Genomic DNA, 19,899 nt, shown 5'->3' on the forward strand with positions numbered 1-19,899 from the left:
CGGCGGATCGGACGAAGCCCCCGGCCCTGGCGGCGCGGGGGCGTCGTACGGGGATCGGATCAGCGGACCTTGACCGCGCAGACGAACGCACGCCAGGCGTTCGGTCCGAAGGTCAGGGTGCCGCCGTCGCGGTCCTTGGTGTCCCGGACGTACACGTGTCCGGTCAGGTTGTCGGCCACCTCGACGCAGTCACCCCCGTTGGCACTGCTACGGGTGCTCTTGCGCCAGATCGCGCCGCTCAGATCCATGTCTCCGCCACTCCCAATATCAACTCGACTGACTGTTGGTGCGGAAGTGCCTCGCCGTGGATGGACTCCCACGCCTGACGGACCAGCGTCACATCCTCGGCTCGATCGATGACCTGACCCTTGAGCTGGTTGTCCAGATAGGCGACATCCTCCCCACCGGGCAGCGTAGCGAGCACGAACGGCCCGTTCACGCCAAGGTACGCCCCGACCGTCGATGGCACGACGTGCAGACGGACGCGGGGTCGTTCGGCTGCCTTGGCGAGATGCAGCAGTTGCTCGCGCATGACGGAACGGCCGCCGATCGGACGATGAAGCACGGATTCGTCGATCACCGCGGTGACCTGTGGAGGTTTCTCGCGGGTGAGCACCGACTGTCGCTCCAACCGAGCGGCCACCTTTTCGTTGATCTCCTCATCGGTCAGCACGTTTCCGCTGAGATACACCGCGCGGGCGTACGCCTCGGTTTGGAACAGCCCCGGCACCACCATCGACTGGTACGACCGGAGCACCAGGGCTTCGCGTTCGGCGCCTTCCCACTCCTGCATCCACTGCGGGGAGCCGAGTCGCTTCAGGAGGCGGACGAAGAGGCCGCCCGTCTTGAGCACCTTGTCCAACAGTTCCCAGAATCCGGGCGGCGGGCGGCGTCCACCGGTCTCGACCATCCCGATCGTGGAGGGCGAGTAGTTCATCGCCCTGGCCAGATCCTCCTGCGTCATGCCCCGCGACGCGCGTGCGTGGCGCAACTCGTCCAGGAGAAATTGCAGCCGGTCATCCATCGGATCCCACACCGTCCTCACATCGTCCGTCGCGTGTCTCACGCGTGGACCGTCGATTCGGTACCAAACCACGCCGGAGCGTAACCGCTCCCGACGGTAGGCGGTTCCACAGCAGAGTGTCACTAGCGGAAGTGCTCGGATTCGTCGGCAAACGAAACTCGACCGGGTGTGACCGCGGGGCCGCTCCGGCTTCCCCAGCCAGCGTCCGGGGCGGCCCCTTCCAACGACGAAAGGGAGAGCACGATGTCCAACGAGGAACGCGAATCGCAAACAACGCTCGGTTCGGATCCGACCGTCACCCCGGAACACGCGACAACCACCCCTGGCATCCCGGCGGAAACAGAAACTCGCAAACAGCCCCGCAACGGCGGGAGGTTCAACACCAAGTCGGCCTCCGAACCGTACGAATTCTTCTCGATTGGGGTGTCCGGTCGGATCCGACGCAACCCGACCGCCTGATGGACGAGTTGCCGATCGGGCGTCGGGTCGCCTACTGGCGTGGCCAGCGGAAGATGTCCCAGCAGGTGTTCGCCGATCGGATCGGCCGATCCAAGAGCTGGGTCGACAAGGTCGAGCGGGGGGACCGGCGACTCGACAAGTTCTCGATGCTCTACCAGATCGCCGTCGTCCTCCAGATCGACGTGGCGATGCTGCTCAACCGGGATCCCGAGCGGGGGTCGAGCCCGTCGGGCAGCTACGACCAACGGGAGCTGGACGATCTCCGGCAGGCGCTGGAGCGGTCGGCGCCGGTCGCCCCGCTCGGTCGGGCCCCGGCCACACCGCTGCACGAGCTGGCCCAGTCGGTGAACCACGCCTGGCTGACCTACCAGTACGCGCGGTACGGCGTACTGGTCCGGGGGCTGCCGGGACTGTTGCGCGACGCCCAGGCGGCGGACGCGTACCACCGTGGCGACGCCGGGCGGCAGGCGGCGAGCCTGCTCGGGCAGGTGCTCCAGATCGCCTCCTCGGCGCTGCGGAAGTTCGGCGAGGGCGAGTTGGCCCGGCTGGCCGCCGACCGGGCGATCGGAACCGCCCGGCGGGCCGAGGACGACCTGCTCGCGGCGCTGGCGACCAGCAGGATGGCCAACGCCCTCCTGGCCATGGGCCGGGCCCGCCCGGCCTTCGAGGCGAACATCGTGATGGCCCACCGGCTCGCCCCGACCGACCTCGGCACCGCCGACCCGGCCCACCTGTCGGTGTACGGGTCACTGCTGCTCCAGGCGGCGATGGCAGCGGCCCGGCTCGGCGACAACGCGGGCGTGCACGACCTGTTCCGGGCCGCCGACGAGGCGGCGAAGATGCTCGGCGGGGACCGGAACGAATACTGGACCAGCTTCGGCCCGACCAACGTGGAGTTGCACCGCGCGGCGGCAGCAGTCGAGCTGGGGGACGGCCGGCAGGCGGTCTCGATCCACGCGCACCAGCTCAACCACCGGGCGCTCGCCGGGCTGCTGCCGGAGCGGCGGGCGCACCACCTGCTCGACCTCGCCCGTGGTTACCTCCTGGTCGGCGAGACCGGCTGCGCCGGGGAGGCGCTGGTCGAGGCGGACCGGGTCGCGCCGTGGGAGATCCGGGGCCGGCCGATCGCGCACGAGCTGATGGCGGACATCCTCCGGAGAACAAAAGGTACGGCCCCCGCGCTGGTCACCGAACTGGCGACGCAGATGGGGGCGCGGGTGTGAGCGATGCGGACGACGACGACCTCGTGGCCCCGCATCGGCCCGGTGGGGACTGGCTCTGCCGCGACGACGGCGAGCAATGGCCCTGCCCGGTCTTCCGGCGCCGGATGTGGATCCTCTACCAGGACGACCACGACCGCCTGGCCACGTTCATGGTGCACTTCCGGGACCGGGCGGCACTCGTACTGGTCCAGTTGACGGCGGAGCAGGTGGAGGCGCGCTTCGTGGGCTGGATCGACAATCCGCCGGTACGCCGCCGCCTCCGCTCGATATGAGCACCGGGCAGCGGCGGCTCCGTCCGGTGATACTCGGTGGATGTCTGCTCCGGAACGAACCCCCGACCCGCGGCGGGAGCGCCGGCTCGTCATCGTCAACGGCGAGGAGGGTGCGGGCAAGTCCACCATCGTCCGCGCCCTGCTGCCGTACGCGCACGACGGTGCCCGGATCGACGCGGAGGACATCGGACAGACCAATCCCTGCCCGATGGACGACCGGTTCTTCGGCCTGCTCCGCCGGAACGTCGCCGGCCTGGTGGAGAACTTCTGGGAGGCGGGGTACGTCAACGTCATCGCCGGCAGCTTCCTCCGTGGCTATCCGGACTACCTGGCCTTCCGGCAACTGCTGCCCCAGCCCTCGGCGGTGTTCCTGGTGGAGTTGCTGGTCGCCAAGGACGTACGGGACCTGCGGCGAACCACCCGGGCGAAGCGGACCACGCAGGAGTGGCGGGACATGGTCGACCTGATTCCGGAGGACCCGACCCTCCGGCAGGCGACCGACGCCGACTACCGCTACCTGGGCGTCGACACGACCCGGCTCGACGTCGCCGGGACCGTGGACCGGATCAGGACCGGGATTCCCGAGGTCTTCGCCGGATAGGGGTCCCGGCGTTCCCTCACACGCCTCGATGGCTTGCGTACGGACTCCGTGCTGCTCTACCGTGCCCTCAGGCAGGGCGTGACCGGATAGTCGAATCTGGTCACGCGGTCATGAGGGGAGATTTCGGGTGGACCAGGTCGAGCGCCAGAACTCCGGCCAGGTGGATGTCGAGCGCGGCCTGCGGGCCGATCGGATCCTGGACGCCGCCGGCAACCTGCTGGTGTCGTGGGGCTACCAGCGGATCACGATCGGCGAGGTCGCCCGCCGGGCCGGCGTCGGCAAGGGCACCGTCTACCTGCACTTCCCCACCAAGGAGGCGCTGTTCCTGGCCCTGCTGACCCGGTCCGCGGTGGTGCTGGTCGACGCGCTGCTGCGTGACATCGACGCCGACCCGTCGGCCGTGTCACCCGGCCGGGTCGCCCGGTTCGGCTACCGGTGGATGCGGGAGGAGCCGATCAGCCGGGCACTGTTCACCGGGGACACCGACATCCTCGGCGCCCTGGCGCACGGCCCGGACGTCGGCGGCATCCCGCACGAGCGGGACCGAATCATCGCCGACTACTTCGACATCCTGCGCGAGCACGGCGTGGCCCGTACGGATGTCGACGCCGAGCAGCAGTGCCACGGATTCGTCGCCCTGTTGACCGGCTACCTGCTCACCGAGGCCGGCGCGCCGGTCGGGGCGTCGGCCGCCGAGGCCACCGCCGACTTCGTCGCCGGGATCGCCGGTGCGGCCTTCGAACCGTCGCCCGCCCAGGGGGCACCCGACCCGGCCGCACAGCAGGTACGCGCCCTGCTCCACCGCACGCTCGACCGCCTGCACCACCAGTTGAGCCGTCAGCTCGCCTTCTGAGCAACGTGCAAGATCTGAGCACCCCGGGAGAGAAGCCATGACCGCGACCCCGCCCGACGCCGCTGCCAGCACCGGGACGTTCGACCTGATGGACGAGCGGTTGCTGCGCGACCCGTTCACCGGATACTCCCGGATCCGGGAGGAGACACCGATGGCCCGAGCCACGATTCCGGGCATCGAACCGCCGTGGGTGGTCACCCGCCACGAGGACGTCAGGGCGGTCCTCGTGGATCCGCGCTTCGTGACCAACCCGGCCAGCGTGCCGGGCAGCAACGGGGTCAACCTTGCCGAGATGGTGCTCAGGGCCCGTGGGGTCCCCGACGAACACGCCCGCTACCTGCTGGCCAACATCCTCGAGTTCGACGGGGCCGACCACGCCCGACTGCGCAGGCTGGTGTCGCGGGCGTTCACCGCCCGCCGGGTGGGGCAACTGCGCCCGAGGATCGAGGAGATCGCCGAGGACCTGCTCGACCGGCTCCCCGACGCGGCCGAGGGCGGTGCCGTCGACCTGCTGCGGCACTTCGCCTACCCGTTGCCGATCATCGTGATCTGCGACCTGGTCGGCATACCGGAGCAGGACCGTCCACGGTGGCGCCGGGCCAGTGCGGCCCTGGTCGACCCGTCCGGCGCGGGTCTGGCCGAGGCCCTGGCCGACCTGGTCGACCACACCCGGCAGTTGATCGGGCAACGCCGGACCGAACCGGCGGACGACCTGATCTCCGGGCTGATCCGGGCCCAGGACGAGGACGGCGACCGGCTCAGCGACACCGAGATGATCGCCATGATCCTGACCCTGCTGATCGCCGGCCACGAGACCACCGCGCACCTGATCGGCAACGGCACGGTCGCCCTGCTCACCCACCCCGACCAGCTCGCCCTGCTGCGTGACGACCCCGACCTGATGCCCGGCGCCGTCCACGAACTGCTGCGCTGGTGCGGCCCGGCCCAGGCGACCCGGATGCGGTACGCGACCGAGGACATCCGGATCGGCGACGTGCTCGTACGCAGGGGAGAGGCGGTGATGCCCATCCTGGTCGCGGCGAACTACGATCCGCGTGTCTTCGACGATCCGGATCGGCTCGACCTGACCCGCGAGCGGGACGGGTGCGGGGAGCGGCACGTCGCCTTCGCCCACGGGCTGCACTACTGCCTGGGCGCACCCCTGGCCCGCCAGGAGGGCGAGGTCGCCTTCGGGGCCCTGCTGCGCCGGTTTCCCGGCCTCGCGCTCGCCGTGCCGCCGGACGAACTCCAGCGCGAGCTGGTGCCGGGTGCGTGGCGGCTGGCCGCGCTGCCCGTACGGCTGTAACGCCCTTCCTCACCCCTCGGTGGGGATGGTGATCGGGGGGTGGGTGGCGCGGGTGTTGGGGACGTGCATGACCGGTGGGGCGAAGGTGGCGGGCTGCTCGCAGAGCCAGGCCAGACGTTCGATCACCTTGGCCGGGGTGTCGAACGGATCCAGTGCGCTGGCCTCGATCGGGTCGAGCGGGGGGACGGTCACGTGCGAGATCAGCGGGTGCAGCGGACGCAGGTCCTCCTCACCGGCACCGATCAGGTCCTCGTGCAGTTTCTCGCCGGGACGCAGGCCGGTGTAGACGATCTGCGGGGCGCCGGGGGCCTGCGCGGCGAGCTGGCGGGCGATGTCGTCGATGCGTACGGGACTGCCCATGTCCAGCACCAGCGCCTCACCGTCGCGGCCGATCGCCGATGCCTGGAGCACCAGTTGCACCGCCTCCTGCACCGTCATCAGGTAGCGGGTCACCTCCGGGTGGGTGACGGTGATCGGCAGTCCGGCGTCGATCTGGGCCTGGAACGCCCCCACCACCGACCCCCGGCTGGCCAGTACGTTGCCGAAGCGGACGCTGAGAAAGGTGCCGTCGGTGGCGGCGGCGGTGTGCGCGGTCAGCCGCTCGGTGATCCGCTTGGAGTAGCCGAGCACGCTGATCGGGTTCGCCGCCTTGTCGGTGGAGATGTTGACGAACCTCGACACGTCCCTGCAGGCGCTGAGCACCGACAGGGTGCCCCAGACATTGGTCTTGATCGCCTCGCCGGGGTGCCGTTGCAGCAGCGTGAGGTGCTTGAGTGCGGCGGCGTGGAAGACGATGTCCGGCTTGCGCTCGGCCACCACCCGGGCGATCCCCTCGGCGTCGCGTACGTCGGCGAGGATGAGTTCCGGTCCGTCCAGCAGAGCCCGTCCGGTCAGCGACAGTTGCAGGGCGTGCAGCGCCGACTCGTCCCGGTCGAGCATCATCAGCTCGCCCGGGTTGGCCCGCATGAGCTGCCGGCAGAGTTCGGAGCCGATCGAGCCCCCGGCGCCGGTCACCAGCACCCGCCGTCCGGTCACCTCCGCGCCCCGGGTGCCCAGGTCGGCGACGGCATGCGGGCGTCCCAGCAGGTCGGTGATCTTCAGGTCGCGTACGTCGGCGACGCTGATCCGGTGGTCCACGAGTTCGCGTACCGGGGGTAGGACCTTGAACTCGGCGCCGGCCTCCAGGGTGGTCGCACGGACCTGACGGATCAGCTCGGGTTCGGCGCTGGCGATCGCCAGGATCAGGGTGTTCGCCCTGGTCAGGCCGATCGCGGTGGCGATCTCGGGGCGTCCGCCGAGGACCGGTACGCCGTCCAGGCGCAGGTGTCGCTTCTCCGGGTCGTCGTCGAGCAGCCCAACCGGCAGGTACTTGCCGCGCGGGTCGCTGACCATGGCCTTGAGCAGGGACTGACCGGCCGAGCCGAGACCGAACAGCAGCACCGGGCGGGCCGACCCGGTGCTCGGGCGCAGCGACCGGCTGCGCCGGTGCCGGTGCACGGACCGGAGCCCGAGCATGAGCAGCAGAGCGATCGCCCCGCCGACCGGGGGAGTGCTGGCCGGGATCGGGTGAGTGTCGAGCGGCAGCACCCCGATCACGATCAGGGCCGCGGTGGCGGCGACCGCGCCGGTGAGCGTACGTGCCTCCAGAAGGCTGCCCAGCGGGTGTCGTCCCAGGTAGAGGCGGTGCAGCGTGGTCAGGCCGGTGAAGATCACGCTGGCGAGCAGGGCGGCGACGAGGACCTGGCTCACCAGTTGGGTGCTCAGGTCGAACTCGTACCGGGTCCAGGCCGCGGTGAGGAAACCGGTGATCCAGGCGGCCGTGTCGACGCCGAGCAGCGCCGCCGTACGACGCCGGGCGCCCGGTCGTCGGCGTACGGGGTGGAGGTGGGGGGCGGGGACTGCGGCGAGTGGCATGGGATGGCTCCCTGATCCGGGTCGGGCATCGCCGCGTCCGGGTCTGCGGCTGCTGCGGTTGCTGTCAGGTAACAAACACTTAGTCGCTCTTTTCGCGTTAGGTGGGTTGTTTCACTTTATTTGCCATCACATTCACTTTATTTGCGTACTCGGCCTCTTTGCGTGACTCGTCGGTGGGCCCGTCGTTGACGACAGAGGACCGGGCCAGGCAGGTGGGGGGTTGTGTGGAAGACGACATGCACGTGGTGATCATGGCTGGCGGCAAGGGAGTCCGGCTTCGCCCGTACACCACGTCACTGCCGAAGCCCCTGGTGCCGATCGGAGACAGCCACGCGATCCTGGAGATCGTCCTGCTCCAGTTGGCGGACTGCGGGTTCACCCGGGCGACTCTGGCGATCAACCACATGGGATCGCTGATCCGCGCGTTCGTGGGCGACGGGTCCCGCTACGGCCTGCGGGTGGACTACGTGGAGGAGCGCGTGCCGCTCTCCACGGTCGGCCCGCTGTTCGGGCTCCGGGACCGGCTCCCCGAGCACTTCCTGGTGATGAACGGCGACATCCTCACCGACCTCAACTACGCCGACCTGCTGGCCGCGCACAGCGTCTCGGGCGCCCCGCTGACGGTGGCGACCTTCCGTCGGAGCGTGAAGATCGATTTTGGGGTGCTGGTCAGCCGGGGTGACCACGTGGTCGAGTTCACCGAGAAGCCCACCCTCGACTACGAGGTCAGCATGGGGCTCTACGGATTGTCCCGGGACACCATCTCGGCGTACCCGGCCGGGCTGCCGTTCGGTTTCGACCAGCTCATGATCGACCTCCTCCGGGCGGGCCGGCTGCCGGCCAGCTACCCGTTCGACGGGTACTGGCTCGACATCGGCCGCCCCGAGGACTACGACGAGGCGAACCGGACCTTCGACGACCTCCGGTCGACCCTGCTCCCCACCGGGGTACGGGAGCCGGTGTGAGCCGGGTGCTGCTCTTCGGCGCGTCCGGCTTCGTCGGGGCGCGGGTACGTGCCGTACTCGAACCCGACACCGAGCTGACCTGCCCCGGACGGGCCGAGTGCGACCTGCTCGCCGCCGAGGTGGCGGAGCTGACCGAACTGGTCCACGCGGCCCGGCCGGACGCCGTGGTCAACTGCACCGGGCAGCTCACCGGCGGCGCGGACACGATGATCCGCGCGCACACCCTGGTCACCGCCAAGCTGATCGAGGCGGTCTCGGCGGGCGCCCCCCGGGCCCGGTTCGTCCGGCTCGGCTCGGCCGGCGAGTACGGGCCGGTCCCGTTCGGTGCCCCGGTCGCCGAGGACGAACCCGCCACCCCGGTCAGCGAGTACGGCCTCAGCCACCTCGCCGGCACCCAACTGGTCGAACTGGCCCGCTCCGCCGGGCGGATCGACGCGGTGGTGCTCCGGGTGTTCAACCCGATCGGCCCCGGACTGTCCACCGAGAACGTGCTCGGCCGGACGGCGGCGCTGCTGCTGGAGGCGAGCGAGACCGGGACACCGGAGATCGGGCTCGGCGCGCTCGGGGCGTACCGCGATTTTGTCGACGTCCGCGACGTGGCGCTCGCGGTCCGGGCCGCGATCGGCGTGCCCGAGCCGCCCCACGTCGTGTTCAACATCTCCAGCGGGTACGCGGTCGCCACCCGGCACGCGGTGCGGATGCTGGCCCGGAGCGCGGGATTCACCGGCACTATCCGCGAGGAGGCCCCGGCCCCCGCCGCCGCCCGGACGGCCAACGTCCCCTGGATGTGCGGGGACAACTCGCTCGCCCTGCGGGTGCTCGGCTGGGCACCCACCCACGACCTGGTCGACTCCGTCCGCGACCTCTGGGACGCGGCGGTCGCCACCGCCACCGGGATCGGCCCCGACCCCGCCCGGACCCCGGCGACCAGCGGAGCACCCGCCTGACCCGACGGCTACCTGCCCTTTCCGATGTGTTCCCTACCTGAGGAGGCCTGAGTTGTACCGAAAGATCGGCGTTGTGGGACTCGGCTATGTCGGCCTGACCCTGGCCGCCGCGCTCGCGCGCAAGGGCTACGAGGTGCACGGCGTGGACACCTCGCCCGCCGTCCGGGACGCACTGCGCCAGGGGCGGGTCCACCTCTTCGAACCCGGCATCGAGGAGGTGTTCGCCGAAGCCGTCGGCAGGACCGTCTTCGTCCACACCGACCTGCCGGCCGACGTCGACGTGGCGGTCATCTCCGTCTCCACACCGGTCGACGACGACACCCGGCAACCCGATCTGACCAACCTCGCCGCCGCCGCCGAGCACGTCGCCGCCCGGTGCGGGCCGGACACGCTGGTGGTCGTCCGCAGCACCGTACCGGTCGGCACCAGCCGCCGGGTGGTGCTGCCCGCACTCCTGGCCGCGTGGGGCCGGGCCCGGCTGGTGATGGCGCCCGAACGGACCATCCAGGGCCAGGCCCTGCGCGAACTGGTCGAGCTGCCGCAGGTGGTCGGGGGGCTGGACGAGGAGAGCGGGCGGGCCGGAGCCGAGTTCTTCGGCGGGCTCGCCACCCGGGTGGTGCCGGTGTCCAGCCTGGAGGCGGCCGAGCTGGTCAAGCTCTCCAACAACTGCCACACCGACCTGATCTACTCGTTCGGCAACGAGCTGGCGCTGATCGCCGAACGGCACGGGCTCGACCCGCTCGAGGTGATCGGCGCGGCCAACCTCGACTACCCCCGGCCGGACCTGAGCAGGCCCGGGTACGTCGGCGGCGGCTGCCTGTCCAAGGACCCGTACATCATGATCGACAGTGCCGGGGGCGAACCCGGACCCTTCCTGGTCGGCGCGGCCCGACGGCTCAACGAGTACCTCCCGCTGCACGTCGCCAACCGGGTCGTGGAACTGCTACGCCAGATACGCGGCGGCACGATCGGCGCCCGGCTGGCCGTACTCGGGTGGGCGTACAAGGGGTGGCCGCCCACCGACGACATGCGCGGCACCCCGATCGCCACCATGATGCCGGTGTTCCGGTCCGCCGGACTGACCGTCGTCGGCCACGACCCGATGGTGCCGGACGAGGTGATCCACCGCTACGGTGGCGAGCCGACCAGCATCGACAAGGCGTTCAGCGACGCCGACGCGGTCCTCGTCATCAACGACCACCCCGACTACCGGGCGATCCGGGTCGATACCCTGCTCGCCGGGAGCGGTCCGCGACCCGCCCTGGTCTACGACTCCTGGCGGATCCTGGACGAGCCGGCCATCACCGCGGCCGGTGTCCGCTACGCCGGCATCGGCTACCTGCCGCTTCCGCGTACGCCCGCACCCACCCCGGCGGTGCCACCGTCCCCACGCACACCCACCCCGGCGAGAGGTGCCTGATGCGCGCACTCATCCTCGGCGGCGCCGGCTTCGTCGGCCTGCACCTCGCCGACCGGCTGGTGGCCGACGGGCACACCGTCACCATCGTGGACGACTTCTCCCGTGGCCGGGACGACGAGCGGATCGGCGCGCTCCGCGCGCATCCCGGAGTCGACGTCCGCTCCGCCGACCTGACCAGCGCGCGGGCATGGGCCGAACTGCCACCCGGCTACGACCAGATCTACCTGCTCGCCGCGGTGGTCGGCGTACGCAACGTCGAAGCCGACCCGGCCCGGGTGATCCGGGTCAACACGCTCACCGCCCTGCACCTGCTGGACTGGGTACAGCCCGGCGAACGGATCTTCTTCAGCTCCACCAGCGAGGTGTACGCCGGAGGCGTCGACGCCGGCATCGTGCCCGTACCCACCGCCGAGGACGTGCCGGTGATGGTGGCCGACGTGACCTCGCCCCGGTTCGCGTACGCGATCAGCAAACTCCTCGGCGAGGCAGCCTTCATCCACGGCGCGGCAGCCAAGGGCTGCACCGCGGTCGTCGGGCGGTTCCACAACGTCTACGGCCCGAGGATGGGCACCGACCACGTCATCCCGGAGATGGCGCTGCGGGCGCTGAGCGGCGAGGACCCGTTCCGGGTCTGGGGCGCCGACCAGTACCGGGCGTTCTGCCACGTGGACGACGCGGTCGAGGCGGTGCTGCGGCTGATGGCCCGCCCGGAGGTGACCGGCGAGGTCGTACACATCGGCGACGACACCGCCGAGACCAACATCGCCGACCTGGCGCACCTCGTGCTCGACCTGGCCGGCGTCAGCCCGACCATCGAGCGGCTGCCGGCACCACCCGGATCGGTCACGCGACGCCGCCCCGACCTGGGCAAACTCCGACGGCTGACCGGCTTCGAACCCGCCGTCCCACTGGCCGACGGGTTACGCCGCACCTTCGAGTGGTACCGCGACCGGCTGGACGCGACGGGATCCCTGCCCCGGCAGCCGGCCCCGCTGGCGAGCCCCGCCCGCTGAGCGGTCCCGCCCGCTGACCAGTCCCGCCGCTCGGCGCAGAGATCGGAGCACGACGCATGCCGACAAGTCTCAGGAAACGCCTCTTCGACACCCTGGACGAGCGGGTCGACCGGCGCGTGGTCGCCGGGCTCGGTTCGCTGTTCCTCTCCGCCCGCTCGCAGTCCCGCTGCCGGGTCCGGTACGCCGAGGGCCACTGGGTGCACCGGTACCCGACCGGGGTCGTGGTCAACACGACCCTCGGCGGGCTCTCCGCCCGCGCCCAGGACCAGGCGACCCGGGACATCTTCCTCTTCGACTACCAGCCACAACCCGGTGACACCGTTTTCGACATCGGCGCCGGTGTGGGCAGCGAGGTACGGCTCCTGTCCCGCCTGGTCGGGCTCGCCGGGCGGGTGGTGAGCATCGAGGCGCACCCCCGGACCTTCGCCTGCCTGCGCCGTACGGTCGAACTGAACGGGCTGTCCAACGTGACCGCTCTGGAGTGTGCCGTCGTCGGCGACCCCGGCCCGGTCCACCTCGGCGACGACCGGGTCGACCACATCCGCAACGGGCTGACCGGCGACGCCACCGGTGGGATCGAGGTCGCCGGGCGTACCCTCGACGAGATCGTCGCCTCGCTCGGGGTGGACCGGATCGACCTGCTCAAGATGAACATCGAGGGCGCCGAACTGTCGGTGCTGGAGAAGTCCTTCCAGCAGTTCGCGATCGTGGAGAACCTCGTCGTCTCCTGCCACGACTTCCTGTCCGAACCCCCGTACGCCGACGGGACGGACCGGGCCTGGCAACGGACCTTCGCCCCGGTCATCGACCTGCTGCGGGCCGCCGGCTACAGCGTCCGTACCCGTCCCGAGGATCCCCGGCCGTGGGTCCGCTACTACGTGTACGCCTCCCGCCGGTAACCCCGACCGGCTCGTCTCACCGCTGCCGTGGTGCCGCGCTCCTGACCGCGCCGAGGGCGTCGAGGTCCAGGATGGCGTTCGAGGTGCGTTCGAGCATTCCGAAATTGGTCGAGGCGGCTTGGAACCTCGGCTGGATGGCGCTGCGCCCGGTGGAGAGCAGCCAACCGAAGTACGGCCAGAGGGTCTGCTGTCGGTAGGCCAGCCAGGCGTCGTCGAAGTCGGGTGCGGTGCCGCCGGCCGCGCCCAGCCGGCCCAGGTAGAAGCCGAGCAGGTCACGTTCCCACCTGCGGCGGTCGTCGACGCTCAACCCGGTCACGATCGTGTACGCCACGTCGTACGCCCAGCTACCGCGCATGACCACCTGCCAGTCGGCGAACCCCATCCGTCCGTCGCCGGTCCGGTAGACGTTGCCGATGTGCGGGTCGCCGTGCAGCAGCGTCAGCGGCCCCTCGGTGGTCAGCTCCAGCGACCGCCACAGGGCCAGATAGAGGTCTTCGTAGCGGGCCACGACGGGGTCGGGGATCACCGTCCTGGCCCGCTGGACGCCGACCCGCCCGCGCCTGCGGAGCTGGGCGAACCGGGCGAGGTTGCCGACGAACGTACGCGGCGTCTGGTGCAGGAACGGGTGCCGGGCCAACCCGGGATCGTCCCAGTGCCGCCCGTGCCAGGTGGCCATGCCGGCGAGCAGGTCCTCCAGCTCGGCACGGGAGATCGGCGTCTGCGGCGTACGGAAGGTGGCCTGCCGGGTGGTGGCGACGTCCTCGATCAACACGATCGAGCGGCCCGATGCGGGGTCGACCGCCCCGTGGTACCCGTACGGGGCCTCGATCTCCAGGTGGGGGCGCAGATGCCGGTAGAAGCCCGGTTCGCCGGTGAGCACGTCGGCCAGCCCCAACAACAGGCGCTGGGTCCAGCTCCGGGTGGTCTTGGCGAACAGTTCCGTCGGCAGGGCGGCGTCCCGACCCGCGTCGTTGTAACTGACCGTGGCGCGCCACCGGGTCGAGGTGCCACTGCTCACGTCGGCCACCGCGTACGCCTGCACCGCCGCATCCGGAATTCCGGTGCAGAGTACGGCGGTCAGCCACTCCCGGGTTACCTCGCCCGTCCGTACGGGTATGTCCGTCGGTCCGGTGGCCCGGTGCCGGACGAGTTGTTCCCGGAGCACGTGGCCGCCGTACCGCGCCATTCTTCCGACCATCGATGGTGCCGGGTCACTGGCACGCACATCCGTGTTCAACCACCGGTCTCCTCGCCTGCGCCCCCGACCCCTCCAATTGACTCTTTTCTATGCGGAGTATGCCTGATCGGATGGCCGGCAGAAAGGTGGTACCGAGCCTCGTCGGACAGCCGAAAGCAATTCGTGACCAGGGATGACCGACCACGCGTTACGTGGATCGCCCGATCCGGATGGGAGGTGAGACCGTCTCGCGTGGACGGGGTGCCACGTTGCGGCCGAGCCGGCGGCGCAGCAGCCGCCACGAGGCCACCGACAGTCCGGCGTACGTGAGGATGCAGGCGATCGCCGCGCCGTACGCGCCCCAGAGGGGGATGGCCAGTGCGAACAGGATCAGCGCCACCACACTGCCCGCCGCGCCGAGCAGCCCGGCGGTCGTCATCCACCCGCCCCCGAGCAGGGCGCGGCTCGCCACCGCGAACGGCGCGAAGGCGACCTCGGCGACCAGCAGGACCAGCAGCAGCGGGCGGGCGTCGGCGAACGCCTCCCCGAACACCGGGACGATCAGGAACCAGCCGCCGACCGCCACCACCAGGCCGATCAGCGCCGCCGCCAGCAGGGCCGTCCGCCGGGCGCGGGCCACCCGGGACAGTCCACCCCCGAGTGCCACCTCGCGGTTGACGAGCTGTCCGAGGGCGGCGGGCACCACCCGGGGGCCCTCGCTCAGGGTGGCCGCGACGGAGTAGATGCCGACCGTGGCGGCGCCCGCCACCGCGCCCAGCACGTACCGGTCGGCGCGCAGGGCCAGGGCGAGCCCCATGGTCAGGCCGAGCGCCCGGAAACCGTGCCGGAGCATATCGATCATTTCTCGGCGGTCGGGGGAGTCCAGCGGGACCAGGCCGACCATCCGCAGCCGGGCGCACTGGACCACCGCGACCGTCACCATGCCGAGCCCCTGGGCCAGCAGCAGGATCCAGGCGCTCCGGTCGAGCAGCGCTCCGAGCAGGACACCGACCAGGCCACCGGCGGCGACCGCCGCCGCCCAGGCGCTGCCGGCGCGGAACCGGCCGGCGGCGTACCAGACGTCGGGGAACTGGGTCAGTGCCACGTACCCGATCGTGATCACCAGTACGGCGACCAGGAACGGCGGCTCGGCCAGGCCGGGGTCGATCAGCGGTCCGGAGAGGATCGACAGCAGTACGGCGAGCCCGCCCCCGGTGACCGCGGAGACCACCGACCACCAGGTGTACGAGGCGAGCAGGCGCTGGGCGGCGGGCGTACCGGTCACGGCGGGCAGGCGGGAGCGCAGGGCCGAACCCGTACCCAGGCCGGAGAGCAGCCCGGCGATGCTGCCGGTGGTGATGCCCAGCACCATCAGCCCGCGCTGGTGTGGTCCGAGCAGGGTACTGGCCAGTACGGCACTGAGCGCGTAGCTGGCCGACTGGGCGAGGCTGGACCCGGTCAGGAAGGCCACCGGAGATCGCCGGCGTTGACCCGCGACCTGCGTGCCCGTTCCCGCGTTCTCCATGCTGTACCGCCTTGTCCGGGCAGATCAGTGAATCTGACCAGAATAGCCAAAACGCACCCTTGTACGGGGCTCGAACTGATACAAACCCTTTGGATACTTTGAGCGCGTTTGGGGTCGGAGGCCGTGCCCGTGAAGCTTCGTCCTGGCAACTCCGGGCGGCGTCGCGCCGTCCCCGACCCGACGCCAGCACGATGACCGGCCGGGTGTACCTGTCCCCGCCCGATGTCGGGCCGCTCGAAGAGTCGTACCTGGTCCGGGCGTTGCGCTCCGGCTGGGTGGCGCCGGTCGGCCCCGAGGTGGACGCGTTCGAACGCGAGGTCGCCGAGCGGGTCGGTGCCGCGTACGCGGTCGCGGTCAGCTCCGGCACCGCCGCCCTGCACCTCGCCCTGCTCGCCCTGGGTGCCGGTCCGGGACAGGTGGTGGTCGTGCCCACGCTGACCTTCGTCGCCACCGCCAACGCGGTGGTCTACACCGGCGCGGAACCGGTCTTCGTCGACTGCGAACCGGCCACCGGCAACATCGACGTCGACCTGCTGGCCGACCTGCTGCACCGGCTGCGTGCCGAGGGTCGGCGGGTTGCCGCGGTGGTGCCGGTGGACATGTTCGGCGCCTGCGCCGACTACGACGAACTCCTGCCCGTCTGTGCCGCCGCCCGGGTCCCGGTGCTGGTGGACGCGGCCGAGTCGCTGGGGGCCACGTACCGGGGCCGGGCGGCCGGGTCGTTCGGCCGGGTCACCGCGTTCTCCTTCAACGGGAACAAGATCATTACTACCTCGGGTGGCGGGATGCTCGTCTCCGACGACGCCGGGATCATCGCCCGCAGCCGTCACCTGGCCACCCAGGCCCGGCAACCCGTCCCGCACTACGAGCACCAGGACATCGGCTACAACTACCGGCTCAGCAACCTGCTCGCCGCCCTCGGCCGGGCCCAGCTCAGCCGGTTGGACGAGATGCTCGCCCGCCGCCGAGAACTGCGGGAACGGTACGCGAAACTGTTCGCCGCCGTGCCCGGCGTACGACTGCTCGGTGAGGGTGACGAGAGCGGACCCGGCGGCGACGGCATCCCGGCCGGGGTCCGGATCGCCGCCGACGGTGCCGGCGCACGCGGCGCGAACTGTTGGCTCACCACCATCGTCGTCGATCCCGACCGGGCCGGGTGGCGGGCCGGGCAACTCGGCGCCCACCTCGCCGCCCAGGACATCGAGAGCCGGCCGGTGTGGAAACCCATGCACCTGCAACCGATCTTCGGCCAGGCCCGCGCGGTCCTCACCGGTGCCGCCCAGCGCCTCTTCGAGGACGGGCTCACCCTGCCCAGCGGGTCCGCGCTGGACGAGACCCAGACAGGCAGGGTCTTCCACGCCATCGAGCAGTTCCTGGCCGACCGGTGAACACGGACCTGGCGGTGGTCGACGCCGACACCGCCGGACCCCTGCTCGGGGCGGACTGCCCGGACGTCTACTTCACCGCCGGCTACGGCCGGGCCGCGGCCGGCACCGAGCCCGGCACCTGGGAACTCGCCCACCGGGGGGACCGGATCCTGCTTCCGTACGTGGTCCGCCGGCTCGACGCCACCACCTCCGACGCGGTCAGCCCGTACGGCTACTCGGGGATCCACGTCGAAACCGACTGCGCGTCGATCGAACTCGCCGGGTTCTGGCGCGCGGCGCTCGACCACTGGCGGGACACCGGAATGGTCACCCTGTTCCTCCGGTTCTCCCCGCTGGACCTCGCCTCGGTCGTCGCCGTACAGCGGCTCGGGGTGATCGAGCTGACCCGCCGCGCGGACACCATCACCGTCCCGGTCAACCAGGGCAGCACCGCGATCTGGGCCGGGATGGAGGGCCGGTCGCGTACCGCGATCCGCAAGGCCCGCAACGCCGGCCTCGGCGGCACCATCCGGGCCGCCGAACCCGACGACGTGGTTGCCGGCTCACCCTTCCGCCGGCTGTACGAGCAGACGATGCTCCGGGTCGGCAGCGCCCCCGGATACCTCTTCGCCCAGGAGTACTACCGCAAACTGGTCGACGGCCTCGGCAAGGCACTGCTGATCGCCGAGGTACGCGAACCCGGCGGAGCCGTGGTCGCCTCCGCCCTCGTCCTGCGCCACCGCGACCGGGCGCACTACCACCTCGCCGGCTCCGACCCGCGTACCGTCCGCGACGGCGCCAACAACCTGCTGCTCTGGACCATCCTGGAATGGGCTGCGGAGAACGGCTGCGCCCTGGTCCACCTCGGCGGTGGGGTACGCCCCGACGACGGGCTGTTCCAGTTCAAACGCTCCTTCGGCGGTCGACGTACCCAGTTCTGGACCGGTGCGGTGGTGCTGGACGAGCGGCGCTACGCGGGCCTGCTCACCGAGCACGCCCGTACGCTCGGCCGCGATGTCGACGAGCTGCGCCGGTCGGGTTACTTCCCCGGCTACCGGTTGGGTCGGGGCTGACCGATGGCCGACGATCGCCGCGAACACGGTCCCGCCCTGCTCGGCCGCCGCTGGGAGGTCGGTTCCAGCTTCCCGCTGCACCTGCCGGCCGAGCCGGACTGGACCCGTACGCCCGGACACCCCGACCCGCCGCCCGCCGCCCCCCAGTACGGCGAACTGTTCGGCTCCGGCCGCCAGGCACTGCGCGCCCTGGTCGAGTTCGGCCGGCGCGAGTACGGCTGGACCGCGCTGCACCTGCCCGCGTACTACTGCGCCGACGTGGTGGACGAGGTGGCCGACGTACTGCCGGTCCGGCGCTATCCGGTCGGGCCGACCGGTGGGGTGCCCCCGGTCGCCGCGCCGACCGACGCGGTGGTGGCGGTGTCGTACTTCGGAGCGCCACCGGTGGTGCCGGCGACGTCCGGGGCGACCCTGGTCGTCGACGCCACCCACGACCCCCGCGCCCCCTGGCTCGCCTCGGTACGCGCCGACTACGTCTTCGCCTCCCTGCGCAAGACGCTGCCGCTGCCCGACGGCGGGGCGCTCTGGTCGGACACCGGCCGCCCGGTCCCGCCCGCCGGCCCGCCGACCGCCCGCCACCTCGGCCTGGTCGACCGGGTCCTGTCCGCCATGTACCTCAAGGCGGCCTACCTGAGCGGCGGTCCGGTGGACAAGCAGCAGTACCTGGCCCGGTACGCGGCCGGCGAGGACCTGTTCCGGGACAGCGGGGTCAGCGGCATCTCGGAGTTCTCCCGCCAGATGCTGCGGGTGCTGCCGACCGACCGACTCCGCCGCCGCCGGATCGAGAACGCCGCCCTGCTCGCCGCCGGACTGTCCGGGCTGTCCGGGTTGCGTGCCCGCGCGCACACCCTCGGGGTGGTGCTGGAGTTCGACTCGCACCGGCGACGCGAGGCGGTCCGGCATGCGCTGATCGACCGTCGGGTGTACCCGGCGGTGCTCTGGCGGCTCGGCCCCGACCCCGCGCCCGACCACCGGGCACCGGTCGAGTTGACCATGGACGACCGGGTCAGCTTCTCCCGCCGGATGCTCTTCCTGCACACCGACTACCGGTGCACCGGCTCCGACCTGGCCCAGGTGGCGGAACTGGTACGCGAGATCCACCCGACAACCGCGGCGAACCCGATCCGTACCAGCGGCGACGGCGTCCCGAGCGGCGGGGGAAGAGGAGAACCATGCTGACCGGCCGACTGGTCGGCCTGCGCCCGATGCAGGCCGACGACCTCGACTTCCTCACCGACCTGGCCAACGCGCCGCAGGTCCGGGGCAACGTGGTGGGCTGGGACTGGCCGGTGGCGCGCGACGCCCAACGGGACTGGTTCCAGGGCGCCTCGCACGACCCCCGCAACCGCCGGCTCACCGTGGTCGACCTGGCCACCGGCGGACCGGTCGGCCTGACCGGGCTGTGGGAGATCGACTGGCACAACCGGTCCGCGCTCACCGCGGTCAAGCTGATGCCCGGTGCGACACCGAAGGGCGCCGGCAGCGACTCGATCATGCTGACGATGGCCTGGAGCTTCTACGACGTCGGGCTGCGCCGGCTGCACAGCACCATTCTCGACTTCAACGCCGCCAGCTTCGGCGCGTACGTCCGGCGGTGCGGTTGGCAGGTCGAGGGGCGCGACCGCGAGGCGGTCTTCCGCCGGGGCCGCTGGCACGACCTGACCCGGGTGGCGATCCTCCGGCCGGAGTTCGACGCCCTCCCGGACGCCCCGGAGTACGTCGACCGGGCCTGCGGCCCGACCCCGCCACTGCCGTCCCAACCGAGCCCCACCAAACCGGCCCGACACCTCGACCCGGCCGCCCGTACCTGACCGCCCGACCGTCCACCCGCCCCCGACCCTCCACCCCGTCCCCGTTTCCG

General features: G+C 71.3%; 20 protein-coding genes. 15 read left to right on the top strand and 5 right to left on the bottom strand.

Going from position 1 to position 19,899, the window contains the following annotated elements; all coding sequences use genetic code 11:
- Positions 1-59: 59 nt before the first annotated feature.
- Together ACWEFB_RS07810 and ACWEFB_RS07815 are read right to left on the bottom strand one after the other, a co-directional pair.
- A complete protein-coding gene (locus ACWEFB_RS07810; protein WP_452283316.1) occupies positions 60-248 on the bottom strand; it encodes a DUF397 domain-containing protein in 189 nt (62 codons plus the stop codon).
- Positions 239-1,024, bottom strand: coding sequence for a helix-turn-helix domain-containing protein (locus ACWEFB_RS07815; RefSeq protein ID WP_452283318.1), 786 nt, complete (start codon positions 1,022-1,024; stop codon positions 239-241). The genes ACWEFB_RS07810 and ACWEFB_RS07815 overlap by 10 nt, the downstream gene beginning before the upstream one ends.
- Before the next feature lie 243 nt (positions 1,025-1,267).
- Here ACWEFB_RS07815 and ACWEFB_RS07820 point away from each other — a divergent pair, with 243 nt between their 5' ends.
- The 6 genes from ACWEFB_RS07820 to ACWEFB_RS07845 all read left to right on the top strand — a co-directional run bounded on the left by ACWEFB_RS07820 (position 1,268) and on the right by ACWEFB_RS07845 (position 5,738).
- Entirely contained in the window at positions 1,268-1,483 is a 216-nt protein-coding gene (locus ACWEFB_RS07820; RefSeq protein WP_452283320.1) for a hypothetical protein, read from the top strand.
- Positions 1,483-2,706, top strand: coding sequence for a helix-turn-helix domain-containing protein (locus ACWEFB_RS07825; protein WP_452283322.1), 1,224 nt, complete (start codon positions 1,483-1,485; stop codon positions 2,704-2,706). Before ACWEFB_RS07820 ends, ACWEFB_RS07825 begins: the two co-directional genes overlap by 1 nt.
- Positions 2,703-2,978, top strand: coding sequence for a hypothetical protein (locus ACWEFB_RS07830; RefSeq protein WP_452283324.1), 276 nt, complete (start codon positions 2,703-2,705; stop codon positions 2,976-2,978). The genes ACWEFB_RS07825 and ACWEFB_RS07830 overlap by 4 nt, the downstream gene beginning before the upstream one ends.
- A gap of 40 nt (positions 2,979-3,018) precedes the next feature.
- Positions 3,019-3,579 carry a hypothetical protein gene (locus tag ACWEFB_RS07835; RefSeq protein WP_452283326.1) on the top strand — a complete coding sequence of 187 codons (561 nt, stop codon included), beginning with the start codon at positions 3,019-3,021 and terminating at the stop codon, positions 3,577-3,579.
- A gap of 127 nt (positions 3,580-3,706) precedes the next feature.
- A complete protein-coding gene (locus tag ACWEFB_RS07840) occupies positions 3,707-4,432 on the top strand; it encodes a TetR/AcrR family transcriptional regulator (RefSeq protein WP_452283328.1) in 726 nt (241 codons plus the stop codon).
- A gap of 37 nt (positions 4,433-4,469) precedes the next feature.
- Positions 4,470-5,738: a cytochrome P450 family protein gene (locus ACWEFB_RS07845; protein ID WP_452283330.1), complete on the top strand. Its 1,269-nt coding sequence runs from the start codon at positions 4,470-4,472 to the stop codon at positions 5,736-5,738.
- 9 nt (positions 5,739-5,747) lie between these two features.
- Here ACWEFB_RS07845 and ACWEFB_RS07850 read toward each other — a convergent pair whose 3' ends face one another.
- A complete protein-coding gene (locus tag ACWEFB_RS07850; protein WP_452283332.1) occupies positions 5,748-7,652 on the bottom strand; it encodes a polysaccharide biosynthesis protein in 1,905 nt (634 codons plus the stop codon).
- 224 nt (positions 7,653-7,876) lie between these two features.
- Here ACWEFB_RS07850 and ACWEFB_RS07855 point away from each other — a divergent pair, with 224 nt between their 5' ends.
- The 5 genes from ACWEFB_RS07855 to ACWEFB_RS07875 are packed head-to-tail and all read left to right on the top strand — an operon-like array spanning position 7,877 to position 12,896.
- The gene (locus ACWEFB_RS07855) at positions 7,877-8,617 is read left to right on the top strand and encodes a sugar phosphate nucleotidyltransferase (RefSeq protein ID WP_452283334.1); all 741 of its coding nucleotides are present in this window, start codon (positions 7,877-7,879) and stop codon (positions 8,615-8,617) included.
- Positions 8,614-9,564 (top strand): NAD-dependent epimerase/dehydratase family protein, encoded by a 951-nt coding sequence (locus ACWEFB_RS07860; RefSeq protein ID WP_452283336.1) that lies wholly within the window; start codon positions 8,614-8,616, stop codon positions 9,562-9,564. Before ACWEFB_RS07855 ends, ACWEFB_RS07860 begins: the two co-directional genes overlap by 4 nt.
- 52 nt (positions 9,565-9,616) lie before the next feature.
- Complete coding sequence (locus ACWEFB_RS07865) at positions 9,617-10,984, top strand: nucleotide sugar dehydrogenase (RefSeq protein ID WP_452283338.1); 1,368 nt, start codon at positions 9,617-9,619, stop codon at positions 10,982-10,984.
- Positions 10,984-11,997 (top strand): NAD-dependent epimerase/dehydratase family protein, encoded by a 1,014-nt coding sequence (locus ACWEFB_RS07870; protein ID WP_452283340.1) that lies wholly within the window; start codon positions 10,984-10,986, stop codon positions 11,995-11,997. The genes ACWEFB_RS07865 and ACWEFB_RS07870 overlap by 1 nt, the downstream gene beginning before the upstream one ends.
- Before the next feature lie 56 nt (positions 11,998-12,053).
- Complete coding sequence (locus ACWEFB_RS07875; RefSeq protein ID WP_452283342.1) at positions 12,054-12,896, top strand: FkbM family methyltransferase; 843 nt, start codon at positions 12,054-12,056, stop codon at positions 12,894-12,896.
- Positions 12,897-12,912: 16 nt separating this feature from the next.
- On the opposite strand, the gene ACWEFB_RS07880 is transcribed toward ACWEFB_RS07875, so the two are convergent.
- Together ACWEFB_RS07880 and ACWEFB_RS07885 are read right to left on the bottom strand one after the other, a co-directional pair.
- The gene (locus tag ACWEFB_RS07880; RefSeq protein WP_452283344.1) at positions 12,913-14,082 is read right to left on the bottom strand and encodes a phosphotransferase; all 1,170 of its coding nucleotides are present in this window, start codon (positions 14,080-14,082) and stop codon (positions 12,913-12,915) included.
- 199 nt (positions 14,083-14,281) lie between these two features.
- A complete protein-coding gene (locus tag ACWEFB_RS07885) occupies positions 14,282-15,598 on the bottom strand; it encodes a lipopolysaccharide biosynthesis protein (RefSeq protein WP_452283346.1) in 1,317 nt (438 codons plus the stop codon).
- A gap of 191 nt (positions 15,599-15,789) precedes the next feature.
- On the opposite strand from ACWEFB_RS07885, the gene ACWEFB_RS07890 reads away from it, so the two are divergent.
- Genes ACWEFB_RS07890 through ACWEFB_RS07905 form a run of 4 tightly spaced genes read left to right on the top strand, consistent with a single transcriptional unit; the run spans position 15,790 to position 19,849 of the window.
- Positions 15,790-16,986 carry an aminotransferase class I/II-fold pyridoxal phosphate-dependent enzyme gene (locus ACWEFB_RS07890; RefSeq protein WP_452283348.1) on the top strand — a complete coding sequence of 399 codons (1,197 nt, stop codon included), beginning with the start codon at positions 15,790-15,792 and terminating at the stop codon, positions 16,984-16,986.
- Positions 16,983-18,038 carry a GNAT family N-acetyltransferase gene (locus ACWEFB_RS07895; protein ID WP_452283351.1) on the top strand — a complete coding sequence of 352 codons (1,056 nt, stop codon included), beginning with the start codon at positions 16,983-16,985 and terminating at the stop codon, positions 18,036-18,038. Before ACWEFB_RS07890 ends, ACWEFB_RS07895 begins: the two co-directional genes overlap by 4 nt.
- A 3-nt stretch (positions 18,039-18,041) precedes the next feature.
- Positions 18,042-19,217 carry a hypothetical protein gene (locus ACWEFB_RS07900; protein WP_452283353.1) on the top strand — a complete coding sequence of 392 codons (1,176 nt, stop codon included), beginning with the start codon at positions 18,042-18,044 and terminating at the stop codon, positions 19,215-19,217.
- Entirely contained in the window at positions 19,211-19,849 is a 639-nt protein-coding gene (locus ACWEFB_RS07905; RefSeq protein WP_326559718.1) for a GNAT family N-acetyltransferase, read from the top strand. Before ACWEFB_RS07900 ends, ACWEFB_RS07905 begins: the two co-directional genes overlap by 7 nt.
- The last annotated feature ends 50 nt before the right edge of the window (positions 19,850-19,899 follow it).

This window comes from Micromonospora sp. NPDC004704, from assembly GCF_053601675.1.

Excerpts from the sequence above, each read along its gene's own strand:
- ACWEFB_RS07810 (WP_452283316.1), bottom strand. The coding sequence starts at position 248 with ATGGATCTGAGCGGCGCGATCTGGCGCAAGAGCACCCGTAGCAGTGCC.
- ACWEFB_RS07815 (WP_452283318.1), bottom strand. The coding sequence starts at position 1,024 with ATGGATGACCGGCTGCAATTTCTCCTGGACGAGTTGCGCCACGCACGC.
- ACWEFB_RS07820 (WP_452283320.1), top strand. The coding sequence starts at position 1,268 with ATGTCCAACGAGGAACGCGAATCGCAAACAACGCTCGGTTCGGATCCG.
- ACWEFB_RS07825 (WP_452283322.1), top strand. The coding sequence starts at position 1,483 with ATGGACGAGTTGCCGATCGGGCGTCGGGTCGCCTACTGGCGTGGCCAG.
- ACWEFB_RS07835 (WP_452283326.1), top strand. The coding sequence starts at position 3,019 with ATGTCTGCTCCGGAACGAACCCCCGACCCGCGGCGGGAGCGCCGGCTC.
- ACWEFB_RS07845 (WP_452283330.1), top strand. The coding sequence starts at position 4,470 with ATGACCGCGACCCCGCCCGACGCCGCTGCCAGCACCGGGACGTTCGAC.
- ACWEFB_RS07850 (WP_452283332.1), bottom strand. The coding sequence starts at position 7,652 with ATGCCACTCGCCGCAGTCCCCGCCCCCCACCTCCACCCCGTACGCCGA.
- ACWEFB_RS07870 (WP_452283340.1), top strand. The coding sequence starts at position 10,984 with ATGCGCGCACTCATCCTCGGCGGCGCCGGCTTCGTCGGCCTGCACCTC.
- ACWEFB_RS07875 (WP_452283342.1), top strand. The coding sequence starts at position 12,054 with ATGCCGACAAGTCTCAGGAAACGCCTCTTCGACACCCTGGACGAGCGG.
- ACWEFB_RS07880 (WP_452283344.1), bottom strand. The coding sequence starts at position 14,082 with ATGGCGCGGTACGGCGGCCACGTGCTCCGGGAACAACTCGTCCGGCAC.
- ACWEFB_RS07885 (WP_452283346.1), bottom strand. The coding sequence starts at position 15,598 with ATGGAGAACGCGGGAACGGGCACGCAGGTCGCGGGTCAACGCCGGCGA.
- ACWEFB_RS07890 (WP_452283348.1), top strand. The coding sequence starts at position 15,790 with ATGACCGGCCGGGTGTACCTGTCCCCGCCCGATGTCGGGCCGCTCGAA.
- ACWEFB_RS07900 (WP_452283353.1), top strand. The coding sequence starts at position 18,042 with ATGGCCGACGATCGCCGCGAACACGGTCCCGCCCTGCTCGGCCGCCGC.
- ACWEFB_RS07905 (WP_326559718.1), top strand. The coding sequence starts at position 19,211 with ATGCTGACCGGCCGACTGGTCGGCCTGCGCCCGATGCAGGCCGACGAC.